Origin of the sequence: Mucisphaera sp. (assembly GCF_965279675.1) — a bacterium.
In the GTDB taxonomy this organism is placed as follows: Bacteria; Planctomycetota; Phycisphaerae; order Phycisphaerales; family Phycisphaeraceae; genus Mucisphaera.
This window is the reverse complement of the sequence record NZ_CBDIIJ010000002.1, coordinates 2842751-2858130: the sequence shown is the minus strand read 5'-3', so window position 1 is coordinate 2858130 and position 15380 is coordinate 2842751. Positions and strand designations below refer to the sequence as shown.

At 62.0% G+C, this 15380-nt stretch carries 10 protein-coding genes; 5 read left to right on the top strand and 5 right to left on the bottom strand.

Features of this window, described 5'->3' with window-relative positions; genetic code table 11:
• Positions 1-109: 109 nt before the first annotated feature.
• Together ACQZAB_RS12315 and ACQZAB_RS12310 are read left to right on the top strand one after the other, a co-directional pair.
• Entirely contained in the window at positions 110-1600 is a 1491-nt protein-coding gene (locus tag ACQZAB_RS12315; protein WP_428389821.1) for a sensor domain-containing diguanylate cyclase, read from the top strand.
• Positions 1601-1909: 309 nt separating this feature from the next.
• Positions 1910-3295: a hypothetical protein gene (locus tag ACQZAB_RS12310; protein WP_428389820.1), complete on the top strand. Its 1386-nt coding sequence runs from the start codon at positions 1910-1912 to the stop codon at positions 3293-3295.
• A gap of 177 nt (positions 3296-3472) precedes the next feature.
• On the opposite strand, the gene ispH is transcribed toward ACQZAB_RS12310, so the two are convergent.
• On the bottom strand, positions 3473-4411 hold the full coding sequence (gene ispH / locus ACQZAB_RS12305) for a 4-hydroxy-3-methylbut-2-enyl diphosphate reductase (protein WP_428389819.1): 939 nt from the start codon (positions 4409-4411) through the stop codon (positions 3473-3475).
• A gap of 377 nt (positions 4412-4788) precedes the next feature.
• Between ispH and ACQZAB_RS12300 the strand changes: the two genes are divergently transcribed.
• Positions 4789-5679: a sigma-70 family RNA polymerase sigma factor gene (locus tag ACQZAB_RS12300; protein ID WP_428389818.1), complete on the top strand. Its 891-nt coding sequence runs from the start codon at positions 4789-4791 to the stop codon at positions 5677-5679.
• A 6-nt stretch (positions 5680-5685) separates the two neighbouring features.
• On the opposite strand, the gene ACQZAB_RS12295 is transcribed toward ACQZAB_RS12300, so the two are convergent.
• Both ACQZAB_RS12295 and ACQZAB_RS12290 read right to left on the bottom strand, forming a co-directional pair.
• Positions 5686-6789, bottom strand: a complete 1104-nt coding sequence (locus ACQZAB_RS12295; protein WP_428389817.1) for a lipid A deacylase LpxR family protein — start codon at positions 6787-6789, stop codon at positions 5686-5688.
• A gap of 107 nt (positions 6790-6896) precedes the next feature.
• The gene (locus ACQZAB_RS12290) at positions 6897-7529 is read right to left on the bottom strand and encodes a hypothetical protein (RefSeq protein WP_428389816.1); all 633 of its coding nucleotides are present in this window, start codon (positions 7527-7529) and stop codon (positions 6897-6899) included.
• Between the two features lie 113 nt (positions 7530-7642).
• Between ACQZAB_RS12290 and ACQZAB_RS12285 the strand changes: the two genes are divergently transcribed.
• On the top strand, positions 7643-8104 hold the full coding sequence (locus ACQZAB_RS12285; RefSeq protein ID WP_428390160.1) for a (deoxy)nucleoside triphosphate pyrophosphohydrolase: 462 nt from the start codon (positions 7643-7645) through the stop codon (positions 8102-8104).
• A gap of 253 nt (positions 8105-8357) precedes the next feature.
• Positions 8358-10781: a type II secretion system protein GspD gene (locus ACQZAB_RS12280; protein WP_428389815.1), complete on the top strand. Its 2424-nt coding sequence runs from the start codon at positions 8358-8360 to the stop codon at positions 10779-10781.
• Between the two features lie 132 nt (positions 10782-10913).
• Here the strand turns inward: ACQZAB_RS12280 and ACQZAB_RS12275 are convergent, their stop codons facing one another.
• Positions 10914-12317, bottom strand: a complete 1404-nt coding sequence (locus ACQZAB_RS12275; RefSeq protein ID WP_428389814.1) for an alkaline phosphatase PhoX — start codon at positions 12315-12317, stop codon at positions 10914-10916.
• A 93-nt stretch (positions 12318-12410) separates the two neighbouring features.
• On the bottom strand, positions 12411-15359 hold the full coding sequence (locus ACQZAB_RS12270; protein ID WP_428389813.1) for an FAD-binding and (Fe-S)-binding domain-containing protein: 2949 nt from the start codon (positions 15357-15359) through the stop codon (positions 12411-12413).
• Between the last annotated feature and the right edge of the window lie 21 nt (positions 15360-15380).

Sequence of the window (15380 nt, the reverse complement as noted above, 5' to 3'; positions counted from 1 at the left end):
CTCAGAGGGGAAAAAGTCTTAAGGCAATCCTACCGCAGCCCGATCATCAGGGATAAGCGCGTAAGCAACCAGGGCAACGCTCATGGCCAAAGCCTCCTATCGACACACCATGCCAAGACTCGTTCGACGCGTGATCGCCTCGAGCAACATCCCCACCCTTCCAGCCGTCGCCATGCGCCTGCTCGAACTCGGCCGGTCGCCCGATGTCGGCGTGAACGAAGTCGCCGGCGTCATCCGACTCGATCCCGCCCTCACCGCACGCCTGCTCGAAGTAGTCAACAGCGCACGCTACGGACTCCGTCAGCAGGTCGAATCCGTCGACCACGCCGCAGCGCTGCTCGGACTCAACGGACTCCGATCACTCGCCCTCGGTTTCTCACTGATGCCGGTGCTGAAAGAAGCCGCCGAAAAAATGCCAGCCCTCGAAACCGTCTGGCGACGCAGCGTTATCGCCGCCGCCGCCGCACAGGAACTGGCCAAGGCATCCGGCCAGGAAGCCGAGACCCTCTTTCCCGCAGCGCTCCTGCAAGACCTTGGCGTACTGGCACTCCTCGCAGAACTCCGAGACCGTTATCTCCGACTCCTAAGCAAGTCTCAGGCCTACAGCGACCTTCACCTCACCGAACGCAACAACCTCAGGACCGACCACGCCGAAGTCGGCGGGGCACTCGCTCAGAGCTGGGGGTTCCCGGAGTCACTCAAAAACGCCATCCGCTGGCACGCCGAACCCGACCACGCGGAGGCCCCGCCCGAAGCCAGGCTGATCGCAGCCAGCGGCCTCTTCGCGGACACACTCAACGATGACATCGACGACGAAACCAGCGAAAACCTCGCCACACGTGCACTCCTCGCACTCGACGAACTCGATATCGAACGCGAACGCTTCAACGAACTCCTCCGCAACACACGCTCCGCCAGCAACCAGTTGCTCCGAAGCTTCAACTTCGAAACAGCAGCCCTGACGGACCCCATCACCATCCTGCAACAAGCCAACCGCGGACTCCAGGACCTGGCCCTCGCGCAGCAGGCACGCCTCAGCCACCTCGACGTCGCCAACGAAAACCTCCGCAAGGAAGCCGATGAAGACGGTCTCACCAATCTGCTGAACCGACGCGCGATCGAAACTCGACTCGACCAGGCGCTCGCTCACGCCGCCGCGGCCAAACGCCCCATCTCAGTCGCGCTCATCGACCTCGATCGCTTCAAGCCCATCAACGATGAACACGGCCACGACGCCGGCGATCGTGTACTCGTCGAAACCACCAACCGACTCTCCCGCAGCCTCCGAAAAGACGCCATCCTCGGACGCTACGGCGGCGAAGAGTTCCTCCTCATCCTCAACGGCGCTGATGAAAAAGCCGCCTACGGTGTCGCCGAACGCCTCCGAAACGTGCTCGCCAACGAACCCATCACCATCACCAGCAAAATAACCATCCCCGTCACCATGAGCCTTGGCGTCGCCACGCAGGAACCCGAGAACGGGCCCGGCGTCGCCCGCGAACTTCTCGCCCGAGCCGACCGAGCCCTCTATCAGGCCAAGGAAGACGGCCGGAATCTGACCCGCGTCGCCGAACCAACCTCCAAACGCCGCACCGCCTGAAGCCGGACAGACAGCACAAGCCAAACAGGCAACGCAAACCCCCTAAATTCTCCATATATCCCACCTAGGCAAGGGACTGCTGGTCAGTCCGCGCCACCCGCACAGACCTCCCAGGCGCTGCCCCCTTTCTCATAACTTTTACTTGTGTTATAGAAGAGACCGGTATAGTCTTATACCGGTATCGCTTGCGTTTCCCGGCCGCACTGGCCAAACCCCGTTCCTGAGGCATAATCAATATTCAGGACCAGCTACCCGCTCAACAAGACGCAAACCCTTGCGTGCCCTAAACGAACCTTAAGGAGGTTAAAGATGATGTGGAAGAATCTGATTGGTCTGACGGCTGTCGCCGCCGTGTCAACCCCGGTGATGGCTAACAACGTGCTCGTCACCATCTTGAATGAAGACTTCGAGAGCTATCTCACGGCACCGGATCCCCAGGCCGCCGTTGATGCTGTTTGGGGAGATGCCGACTTCTTCCAGTTCCTCTCGACGCCCTCCAACTCCGCCAACTTCCCCACCGGCGGCAACGCCGTGAACAACACCCCCGGCGGCGATGCCTCGCTCGGCTTCGGCGCCACCACCGCCGGCGGCTCCGGCAGCGAAGTCCAGTTCTCTAACATCCCCGGCCTTGATCCCATCTACCACAACTACGTCCCCACCGATGAAAACCCCCTCTTCATCTCCTTCGATATTTTCGATGACGGCACCCACGGCAACACCCGCCGGACCCTTGGTCTCCGTGAAGGCGGCTCTAGTGGCGGCCCTGGTATCGAAAATATCATCGAGATGGGCTTCTACAATAGTTTCGGCAATGCCGACGACCTGACCGAGCAGTTCCCCGCCATCGGCTACCGCCAGATCCTCTGGGGTGACGGCACCGGCGTCGGTAACTCCGGCCCCAACTACGTCGCCATCGACCTTACCACGCCTAACCTGGACGACGAAAATAACCCCATCTTCATCCAGATCCCGGACCCCGAGAACCCCGGCAGCTTCATCGATTCCGATGATTCCTCCATCCCCAACGCCTCGGCCACCAACTTCATCCCCGAAGGCGAAGTGGGCGTCTGGCACACCATGACCGCCACGCTGGGAGCAACCTTCCAGACCTTCACCCTCGATTACCTGGCCGACGGCATCGTTGATGGCACGTCCACCCAGACCGACTACACCCCGACCGCCAACGGCATCGGTGAAGTCCGCATCGGTGGGCCCTCCTTCATCACCTCGGGCGGCAACCCCGTCTACTGGGACAACATCCTCATCCAGGTCCTCGAAGCCGACACCGGCGGCGTGACCGGCGACTTCAACGGCGACACCGTCGTTGACGCAGCCGACATCGACCTCCTGACCGCCGCCATCCGCGCCGGCTCGACCGACGCCCAGTTCGACCTCGACGGTTCCACCACGGTCGACGCCGACGACCTCGCCGAACTCGTCGGCACCATCCTTGGCACCGTCCCCGGCGACGCCAACCTCGACCTCGCCGTCGACCTGATCGACCTCTCGGCCCTCGCCACCAACTTCAACAGCAATGCCGGCTGGGCCGGTGGTAACTTCAACACCGACGAGATCGTCGACCTCATCGACCTCTCGCTGCTCGCCACCAACTTCGGCACCGGCGTCGCAGTTCCCGAGCCTGCAGCGGCCAGCCTCCTCGGCCTCGCCGCCCTCGGCCTCGTCCGTCGCCGCTAAGCGACCGACACACATCTAAATCACACAAAGACCCCGGCCTCGTGCCGGGGTCTTTTTATGGACATGCCACAGGGCCAGTCACCTACCATGCCGAAGAATCCCCGAACCGCAAGCTGCTAATCAGCCGGAGATCAAAGATGCAAAAGTGGAGGGCGGGGGAGGGGCTGGGGAGGGGGGTCAGGCGTTCTGCTGCATCACACGAAGCGTCACCGGCAGGTTGAAGTGCATCTCTTCCTCGATTACGTGCACCTCCTCCACCTCCCCGCCGTAAGTCGATTCAAGGTGCCGCACGATCTCCTGCACCAGGTCTTCTGGGGCCGAAGCCCCTGCGGTCACCAGCACGCTGTCAACCCCATCGAACCATGCGACATTCAGCTCCGACACGTCATCGACCAGGTGAGCCGAGGTCCCCACCGTCTCGCTGATCTCGGTCAGTCGAACCGAATTCGAACTGTTCTTCGACCCCACAACCAGCACCAGCTGCGAAGCGGTCGCCAGGTCACGCACCGCTAGCTGCCGGTTCGTCGTCGCATAGCAGATGTCCTCGCTAGGCGGCGCCTTGATCCGCGGGAACTTCGCCTGCAACGCGCCGATGATCCGGTTCGCATCGTCCATGCTCAGCGTCGTCTGCGTCAGATACACCAGCGGCACATCCTCAGCGATCTCCAGACGCTCGACGTCTTGGACCGACTCGACAATCGTGATCGCATCCGGAGCCTCGCCCACCGTCCCCACCACCTCATCATGCCCCGCATGCCCCACCAGCAGAATCCGGTACCCCTGCTTCGCGTAACGCACCGCCTCCATGTGCACCTTGGTCACCAGCGGACACGTCGCATCGATCATCGTGCACCCCCGCTCCTTGGCACCCCGCCGAACCTCCGGGCTGATGCCGTGAGCACTGAAGATCACCGTCGCCCCCGCCGGGACCTCATCGATGTGATCCACAAACACCACGCCCTGCCGCTCAAACCGTTCCACCACGTGCCGGTTGTGCACGATCTCGTGATACACGTACAGCGGGGTGCCGACGATCTTCAGGGCCTCGTCCACACTCTGGATCGCCATGTTCACACCGGCACAAAAGCCCCTTGGATTCGCGAGATAAATCTTCATGGACGGATCATAAGCCACCGCCCACCACCTCACCACGCCCCACGCAAAACCCCAAAAGATTCCCCGGGCCCACCACCCCTCCCAGCTTCACAAAAAAAATGACCCGTATAAACCGAATCCTCTCACAAGTCACTGCAAACAAAGGAGAAACGACGAACAGCCCAGAGAATTTTCTCGTGCGCAAGCCTATCATTACGTCGCATTCAGCCCAGAATCAGTGAGTTTTTTCGGTCATGCCAAGCAGATCCACAGATCACCCGCGTAGCCATCAAGAGAACCCTACGGATCGCCGATCGCGCTTAGGGAAGATGGCCAACCAGGCCACCGCAGTGACAAAGCCGACCGCGCCCGCCAGGCGACGCAAGGGACGAAAGCCAATGGGGACCAAAGGTCTCAAATCAGGTCTTGAACTCTATCTGAGCCAGATCGATGAATCGCCCCTGCTCACCGCCGAGCAAGAGAAGCAGCTCGCCCGAAAGATCATCAACGAAAACTGTGCCGCCTCCCGCGAGCACATGATCCGGTCCAACCTCCGACTCGTCGTCGCCATCGCCAAACGCTACATGAACCGCGGGCTCCCTCTTGTCGACCTCATCGAAGAGGGCAACATCGGACTCATGCGCGCCGTCGAAGGCTTCGACCCCGATCAGGGCGCACGCTTCTCCACCTACGGCTGCTGGTGGATCAAGCAATCCATCAAACGCGCCCTCGTCAACGCCGTCCAGCCCATCCACATCCCCGCCTACATGGTCGAGCTCATCGCCAAGTGGAAGAAAGCCACCCGCGATCTCGAAGAAGAACTCGGCCGACAGCCCAATCTCAACGAACTCGCCCAGCACATGGATCTGCCCGCCAAGAAGATCCGCATCATCTCCAAGGCCGTCCGCGCCTCCCAGCGACCCACCCGAGGCGGGTCGGGCGAAGACCACGAGGCACCCACCCTCTCCGAAATGCTCGCCGACGAGAAAACCCTCGCGCCCGACAAGCAGGTCACCCTCGAAGACGACCTCAACGCCATCCAGGTCCTCCTCGAAGCCATAGACGACCGCGAGGCCAAGATCCTCCGCCTCCGCTACGGCCTCAACGGCAACGAGCCCATGACCCTTAAGGAAATCGGCGCCGAAATCGGCCTCACACGCGAGCGTGTCCGCCAGATCGAGATCGAAGCCCTCCGAAAACTCCAGCGACGCCTCGAATCCGATCGCCCTCTCGCCGCCGTCCGCGCCCGCGAATCCGTCAAGGCCGAACGCCAGCGACAGTCCGCCTGACACCCATCAAAACGGCAGCATCCACCGCAGCGCAACCCCGCCATACCGGTGTGACCGTCCCTGCTGCTCGAACTCGTCCGTCAGAAACGTCTGGTAGTACCCGAGACTGATCGTCGATTCATCAAGCCGGTAAGACGCTTCAAGCCCCGCCTGAAACCTTCCCACCACTGGCACCAGGTCCAACCCCGTATCGGTATCACGCAGATCACTGCCCTCGATCAGCGTGTCGTGCTCCACCAGCATCACCCCACCCCGCAGGTACCCGTAGATCGACCACCGATCCTCCAACCCAACCGGCGACGAGGCCCGCAAGGCAGGAAGCCCAAGCAGGGGGGCTCCCGGGTCATCCAACTGGCTCGGCCCAAAATCATTGGGCAGATCCTCCAACGAGAATCGCCACAGCACATCGACCAGGGCATGACGCCGAAGCGTCCCCACCTCCAACTCCGCCCGCGGGATCAACTCGTGCTGCAGCCAGGCATCCGGCTGACTCACCCGATACCGCCACTTCTTGCGAAACCTCACCTGCAGCGTCGGCTCATCCTGAAGCTGCCCATCCCACCCCTGCGGTTCCTGAATCGCAATCACATCATGCCAGTTCTGCTGAACCAGTTCCCCGCCGGATGACGGCCCCAGGATCCCCAGATCGACCTGTAGGTGATCCAGCGTCCGCTCGTCCGCCCGCTGAACAAATCCCCCGAGATAACTGTGCCCCGCATACCGCCGGTCGTTGACCTGCAACCCGGACACATCCAGGTCATCCGGCGTGTAAATCTTCTGCCCCAGCACGTAACCCGCCGCCGTCACGGCAGGGCGGTCAAGCCCATCTAGCGACGGCAGCCAGCCAGCCACCGCCTCCGCCCACGCAGGCTGATGCGCCAACAGCACCTGTAGCCCGCTGGTGTACTGCCGGTCCGTCCGGTCAATCAGCCGCAAAGGCGTCGAATCGTTCTCCACAAAAAGCGTGATCCAGAACCGATCCTCGGCCACCCCCCACCCGGCTTCCTCCTCCTCCGCCCCGATGCCCGTATCCACAACCTCCGCTTGTCCAAAGCTCACACCAGCAAAGCAGCACGTCCAAACCACTGCCAGCAGCAGGGTGCGCAACAAGACACCCTCTCTCCCTGCACCACGCCACACCCAATGAAGACTATCCAGCATCAACGCATGCTGACGGATCGAATCCCATAGGGCAAACCACCCATCAATCTCTCTGACTACGCCGCCAGCATCGCCGAACCGATCCGACGATCACCCGCGCCAACGCCCCGGGGCCACGTCGCCAGCGCAACATCCACCAACTCCTCCGCCCGTGCATCATCCAGCGGCCGGCGATCCTCGAGCGCCGTCAGCAACGAAGACACATCCAGGTAACGAACGTCCTCACGCATCGGCCCCAGCAGATACACCACAAAGGCTGACAACCGTACGCGGTCCATCTCGTCCGCACCCTCGCCCCCCAGCAGCCCGTCCGCCTCCTGAAGCCCGGCCAGCATCAGCCAACCCGCCTCCACCTGCTCTCGAACATCGGTCTCCAGGTCCTCGTCCACCGTGCCATACGCCATTGCCCGGCAAAGCCCAGCCAACGTCGCGGCCAAAGCGGCGGCGTTCCCCTCATCGCCGCTCTCAGCCAGCAACAAACGCTCCAGGATTCCCCGGCTCAGCCCCGTCGGCCCGTGCGTCAGCTCCGCCACCCGACGAAGCGCCAGCCCTAGACACCCCCTCGAAGACTGAGAAAGCTCCAGCCGAATCGGCAGCGGCAACAACGTCCCGTGACGAGCCAGATCCATCAGAATCTGGTCCGTATCCCCTGAAAGCACACTCCGTTGAATCTGTGGCAGTGAAAGCATGACGACTCCGTTCGCTAGGTGTACGGTACAAACATTACCCTTACGAAGGGATGCCGTCAAGTCTTTGTTTGGGTGCCCTGTAAATCTTCTTTTGACCAACCGGGCCCCAGCCAATAGCCTGCCCGAGTGAACACCCCTCAGTCATCCCCAAAGCCCACCGACAGCCCTCCCACGACACTCGATGTCGGCCTGGGCGTCATCACCCGCTCGCTAACAAACGGCCGCCAGCAGGTCCTGATCACCCAGCGACGCCACGACAGCGTCCTGCCCGGCCTCTGGGAGATCCCGGCGGCAAACGCGAACCCAAAGAATCCCTCCCCCAGACCGTCGCCAGAGAACTTCACGAGGAGTTGGGCGTTCAGGTCCAGGTCGACTCACAAATCGGCACCTGGGAACACACCTACCCCCACGCCACTGTCCGCCTGCACGCCTACTGGTGCGCCGTGGCCGCCGGCAACCCCCAGCCGCTCGAAGTCGCCGACCTCGCCTGGGTCGATCCCGCAGACCTCCTCAGCTATCCATTCCCGGAAGCCAGCCTCGAACTCATCGAGATCATCGCCGAAACCCTCCGCTGACAGACGCGATCACCCTGTTTTTTCTCGGTTCACGCACGATCCTGACGATTCAGGTAATACTGATGCTGGCGCACGGATGCGCGATCGGGTACCCAGAAGTAAACCCCCATCCACCGGACGGAGCAGGATCATTCTTCCCCGCCTTGTACCAGCCCTGATCTGCCTGCTGGCCCTATTCTGCGGACAAGCATCCGCTCAGCAAGCCCCCGAACTCTCAGTCGCCAACGCCGGCATCTTCCTGCCCTTGGAACGCATGTCCCCTGCCATCGCCGAAGAGATCCTCGAGGTCATCCGCTCCCAGGCCATCGCCGGCCTCGGCTACCAGGTCATCCCCGACCCTGGAGCCATCCTCCCCGTCGGCCCCCCAGGACTTGAAGGCACCACCTATCTACGCCGAAGAACCTCAGCAGGCGAGCACTACATCCAGTTCGGCTACCGCGTCTTCGACCACCAGCCCCTCCACCTCTGGGTCTACGGCCAGACCATCACCCCCGACGGCCCGCGAGCCAACGCCGACCTCGCCGACATCCAGAAGCTCATCAACCAGTCCGTCACCAACGTCAACAGCTTCTACCAGCAGGCCCGCGCCGCAGAACTCGCCACCGGCATCATCGACCTCAGCTACATCGAAGCCGACCGCTGCATCGGCATCCTCAAAGGACTCGGCTACCAAACCATCAACTTCGAGTTCAGCCAGGACCCCCGCAACGCCATCGGCAACACCCGCATCATCAAGCCCATCGAAGAAATCGACGTCCGCGACCTGCCCATCATCATGTCTCTGCCCGTGGCCGAAGGCACCGGACTCGTCGGCGTTGGCGTCGACCAGCGAGCAACCGGCTCCTTCAAGCTCTCACTCGTCCCGAGCATCGCCGCCGAGATGCAGAACTTCACCAGCGCCACCCCCCTGATGCAGCTCATGGTCCTCTACGACCCCAGCGAGCCCCAGGTCTTTCAGGAACTCGTTCAGCGAATCCGAGAGACCATCGACGTGCCCGCTCGCCAGCTCGTCATCGAGGCCCTCATCCTCGAAGTCTCCGAGACCGGTCTCAATCGCCTGGGCGTCAGCTGGGAACTCACCGACGTCCCGTCAGGCAGCGTCGAAGCCCTGACCTTCGGACGACTGCCCGAGTTCAATACCCGCCTTGGCGAACGCGCCACCTTCGACCTCTCCCTCATCGACATCGGCAACGACTGGCGTGTCCAGATCCAGGCCCTCGTCCGCACAGGCGAAGCCGAAATCCTCTCACGCCCCTCCGTCCTCACCCTCGACCACCGCCAGGCCTCCATCCGGATTGGTGAAGACATCCCCATCGCCACGTCCATCCGCGGCGCAACGGGCGGCGATACCATCCAGTTCTCCTTCGACTACATCCCCGTCGGCATCCTCCTCAACGTCCGCCCGCGCATCGCCGCCAGCGGCGAGGAAGTCACCATGCAGATCGACGGCATCGTCTCCTCCGAAGTCCCAGGCGGCGACCTCGTCGTCGTCGATCAGGACGGCAACGAACTCGGCCGTGCACCCCGAATCTCCTCCCGACGCGTTCAGACCCACACCCGCATCGCCAACAACACACCCTTCATCATCGGCGGGCTGATCGCCAACGAGATCAACGAGGAACAGGACAAAGTCCCACTCCTCGGCGACATCCCCTGGGTCGGGGCCGCCTTCCGATCCTCCGCCACCGAACGCGTCAAACGCGAGGTCATCATCGTCATCACCCCCTACGTCCTGCCAACCGAAGGCGTCCCCGGACGCATCCTGCCCGACGACAAAGACGTCTTCGACAGCTTCGACAACGAACTCTTTGGCGACGTCTACCGCATCCGATCCGATGACGTCCCCGACCTCGCCTTCCTCAACGAAAACCCCGAACTCGAAGAATCGCGCCGCGAAGCCGAACGCGTTATCCGCAGGCTCCCGCACCTCGCCGACCAGTACCCCTACAACCAGTTTCTCGAAGGCCGCGTCCCAGGCGAAGAGTTCCTCGTCTATCACCAGATGTACCAGGTCATCAAACGCCGCGAGGTCGAGAAAACCATCCCCGAACGACGCATCATCTTCCTCCAGCCCCGCGACGACCGACCCGCCGGTGCCGGCATCGCCTTCCTCGTCCAGTACCTCGGCGAACAACTCGGCATCGAAGTGCCACGCGTCAGCATCGGCTTCCGATGGCTCTTCAACCAGATGCAGGGCCGAGCCCTCGCACTCACCTACACCATCCCCAGCAGCTACGGCGCCGACGAAGTCCTCGACAAAGCCGTCCCCGAAGTCCGCCTCGTCGACTGCCCGGATGAAGATACCTGGCGTCAGCTCCTCCACGAACTGAACCAGCCCGACCCCAACGGCAACACCAGACACACCATCCTGATCCGCGACGAACAGGACCTCACCCGTCTCATGCGCAGCATCGTGCTCCGCTACACCGTCGAGCTGAACTCAGGTGCTGCTGAGGCCAAGCCACGACTCCGCGACTTCAACCGCGGCCGACAACTCATCATGCCCACCATCTCCGAAGAAGAAATCTTCCTCGTCGACCACGAGGTCGCCCGCTACTTCTACCTCTCCGTCGACTACTTCGCCGCACTCCTCGACACCATCCGCAAAGACTCCGAAGCCCTCCGCCAGGACGTCGAAGCCGTCGAGTCAGGCATCATCATGGGCGGCAGCCGCTAAACAGCAACGCCCGGATGCTCCAGCGCCTTGCTGTTAAATCCTTGGCGGGAATCGAGAAGGCCGCAAGATGACGTTCACGAGCCCAAGGCGCAAGCCTTGGGACACGACCTTAAAACATAAAACGCGAGAAACCTACCCGACCCGCTTCTCCCAGGGCCCCGTCACCGCCAGCGTCAGCCCCTGCTTCTGGATGTTCACAAACATCGTCGTCCCGTCAGGCGAGAAGCACGCCCCCGCAAACTCCGACTTGCTCAGATCATTGTGAGCCAGCTTGTACACCGCCCCGCCGGGCGTCACGCCCACCACAAACTGCTCGTCGTGACCATCCTCACAGATCACCACATCACCCCAAGGCGAAACCGTCAGGTTGTCCGCCATATCCAGCACACCCGGATCATCCGGCTCGATGTAAAGCTCCAGCCGACCCGGGAACCTCGCCTCCTCAGCACGCCCCTCAAAACGACTCGGCACATAACGGAACACCTGCCCGCCACGCTTCGACCCGCCACTCGTACACGCAAAGAACACAGAGTCGTTCCCGTACCACATGCCCTCACCCCGCGCAAACCTCGCCGCCCCCTTGCTGTATCCCTGCATCCGCAGGTCATCCTTCGGCGCTTCCACGTTCTCGACATCCACCCAGGTCACGGCCATCGCCTCACGCACAGGAATCGTCAGCCCCCGAGCCGAACCATCCCGATTCCGGTAGTTGAACGTATCCGCCGAAGCATGGTCTTTCAGCACCAAGGCCTGCAGCTTCCCGCCCTCCGACAGATGCCCCGGCCGATTCGGAATAAACCGATAGATCAAACCATCCCCGCGATCCTCCGTCTGATACACAATCCCCGACCGCGGATCGACGGCAATCGCCTCGTGGTTCATCCGCCCCATCGCCTTCAGCGCTACCGGCTTCACCAGCTTCGGCAGCACGCTCGCCGGCACATCGAAGTTGTACCCGTGATCCTTTGAAAACCCCTCGCCAGCCTGCGTGATCGTCTCCTCACAGGTGATCCAACTGCCCCAAGGCGTCGGCCCACCAGCACAATTGCGAATCGTCCCGCCCAGCGACAGGAAATGCCGCTCCAACTCACCCGTCCGCGTGTCGTAAACCAGCGTCGTCGTCCCACCCAGACACGGCGCTTCGGGGTCATAAAGCATCGACCGATCAATCCTGCCAAGCAGTGCCCCGTCCGCCCCAAACGGGCTCTGATCCAACTGCGTCGGCTGCATCTCGTGATTCCGCACCACAATCGTCTTGCCGTCCGGCCCCGCAAACGCCGCCATCCCGTCGTGCATCCCCGGCACCAGCAGACCATCATCCATGGTCTCGCCCAGCTTCGAGATCACCCGATACGTAAACCCCTCAGGCAGCGCCAGAATCCCCGCAGGATCCGGGATCAACGGCCCATACCCAGCGTTCCCGCTCGCCGCCGCCAACGCCGGCGTCGAAGTCCGGCACAGCAGGTCTAAACCCGCAAACCCCATCGATACCGCCGCCGCACCCTTCAGAAAACCACGCCGATCAAGACTCACCATCTATCTGTCTCCATCAATGGGGATCAACCAAGCATGACATGCTACCGGGTAGCTCATTCAGATCCGGTTAGCAAAGCCAATTTATGCCGAAACTCACGAGCCCTTCGTCTCATCCAAAGGCTCGACCTCCATCACCTCCACCCAGTGATGCGCCTTCACCCCACTAAAGTCGGAAATCTGGTGCCGGCACGACATCCCACAAGCCACCACCTCGGTACCAGCATCACGCCCCTCCACCGCCGGCCCCAGCCGCTGCCGGTACACATCCTCAGACACCTTGTATTCCTCATACCCGAACGACCCAGCCATCCCGCAGCAACCCGAATCCACCTCCGAAAACGACACATCACCCGCCCGCTCGAGCAAGGTGTGCATCCCCTTCGTCCCGTGAATCGCCTTCTGATGACAATGCCCATGCAACAGCAGCTTGTCGAACTTCGCCTTCAGCCTCACCGGCAGCCGCCCGGCCTCAGCCTCCGCCGCCAGGAACTGATCGATCATCATCACCCGAGGCGAAACCTTCTTCCCAAGCTCCACATCATCGATCAGATCAGGCAGATCATCCGACAACGACGACGCACAACTCGGCTCCAGACACAGAATCGGAAGCCCCTGCTCCGCATAAGGCAGCAGATTACGCAGCGTCTTCTCGCCATCCCGCTTCGCCGCCCTCACCATCCCCTTCGACAAACGCGGCCGCTGACAGCACCCCGCCCGCGCCAGCGTCACCCGGTACCCGCAAGCCTCCAGCAGCCCCACCGCCGCCTTCCCCTGCGAAGGCTCGAAGTAACTCGCATACGTATCGTCAAACAACACCACCTCGCCAAGCGTCGCACGCTGCCCCCTCTCCCCACGCTTCTTGAACCACCCCTGCAACGACCACGAAGCAAACTTGGGCGTAGGCCGCCGCGCATCAATCCCCGCCAGTTTCTCCAGCAACCACTTGAACGGCGACAAGCCCTGCACAAAATTCACCACCGGTGCCAACGGCCCACACACCAACTTCGCCGCCGTCGGCGAATCCCCCATCAGCCGATACCCTAAAGGCAAACCATGCTTGTCGTGCATCATCTGCAGCACGTCCGACTTCATCTTCGCCATGTCCACCGAGTTCGGACACTCCGTCTTGCACGCCTTGCACGCCAGACAAAGACTCAGCACCTCCTTCATCCGCTCGTCCGTCATCGCCTCCGGACCAAGCTGACCCGACATCGCCATCCGAAGCGCATTCGCCCGACCACGCGTCGACGCCTCCTCATCCTTCGTCGCCATATAAGAAGGACACATCGTCCCCGACCCCACCTTCCGACAAGCACCCACGCCGTTGCACTGCTCCACCGCCAACGCAAACCCGCCCTGATCCCGATAGTGATAGTTCGTCTTCGCCTCAGTCTCCCGGATCACATCCAGGCTGTAATCCTCGCCATATCGCAGGTGCTCAGTCATCGCCGGAGCATCCAGCACCTTGTTCGGATTCATCAGCCAGTCCGGGTCGAAAACCCGCTTGACCTCCTCGAACGCCGAATAAACCCGGTCCCCAAAAAACGGCCGCACAAACTCACCCCGAACCAGACCATCCCCGTGCTCACCCGACCACGACCCCCCATATTCCTTACACATCTCAAACGCCGCCCAGGCAATCCGCTTCATCCGCGCCTGCTCTTCTTCATAATGCAGGTCAATCAACGGCTTGATGTGCAGCACCCCAACCGACGCGTGCGCATAAACCGCCGCCTGCGTCCCCTCCTCCTCACAAACCTTCAGCAGCCGCTCCACATACTCCGCCAGATGATGCACTGGAATACAGGCATCATCCACAAAGTCCAGCGCCTTCCGCGGCCCTGGTGTGTTCGAGATCAAACCCAACCCCAGTTTCCGCACATCCCAGGCCTCAGCGATCTCCTTCGGATCACGACGAACCGCCTGCGCAAAACCAACGCCCGCTTCCTTCATAGCCTGCGCAAAAGCCTCCGCCCGCGCCGCCGCATCCGCCTGGTCCTCTCCATAAAACTCAACGATCTGCACCGCCTTCGGATGGCCCTCAATGAAGTGACACAGATGCTTCGTCGCCGGATTACGAAGCGCCTCGTCGATCACAAAATGATCCAGCAGCTCCACCGCCGAAGGACCATGCTTCAGCATCTCCGGCAGGGAGGTCAGCGACGGCAACAGTTCCTCAAAGTGCACCACACACAGCGCTGTCGCCTTCGGGTTCTCAACCAGCTTGATCTTCGCCTCAAGCAACACCCCCAGCGTCCCCTCGGACCCCACAATCAGATTGCTGAGATTCCACCCCTCCTCCGCCGGATCACTCAAAAACGCGTCCAGGTTGTAACCCCCAACCTTCCGCATCACCTTCGGGAACCGAGCCTCGATCTCATCCCGGTTCGCCTCGATGATCCGACCCACCGCCGCATAGATCTCACCCTCACGGTCCCCCCGCGCACTCTTCTCGCACCACCGATCCCAGTCACACCCATCCAGATCCAGCACCGTCCCGTCCGACAACAGCACCCGACAAGCCAGCAGGTTCTCCTGCGCCTTGCCGTACAGAATCGATCGCGTCCCCGACGAGTTGTTCCCGATGATCCCGCCCACCGTCGCCCGCGACCCCGTCGCCGGGTCCGGCGCGAAGTGCAGCCCCTCCGGCTTCAGCTGCGCATTCAACCGATCCCGTACCACACCAGGCTGCACCCGTGCCCACCGCTCCCCCGTATTCACCTCCAGCACCTGGTCCATGTGCTTAGAGACATCCAGCACCATCCCCACACCATGCGTCTGACCCGACAGCGACGTTCCCGCACCACGAGCCGTCACCGGCAGCCCGTATTTCTGAGCCACCTTCACCGCCGCCACACAATCCGCCTCATCCAGCGGCACCACCACGCACGTCGGCATGATCTGGTAATGCGAAGCGTCCGTCGCATGAATCCCTCGACTGAACACATCCGTCATCACATCCCCACGAACCGACCCCCGCAGATCGGCCTCGATCGCCGCCACATCAAACCGCCGCTTAGCCGTCGCCACAGACTGAATCATCGCTGGAAATTCCTCACAAAA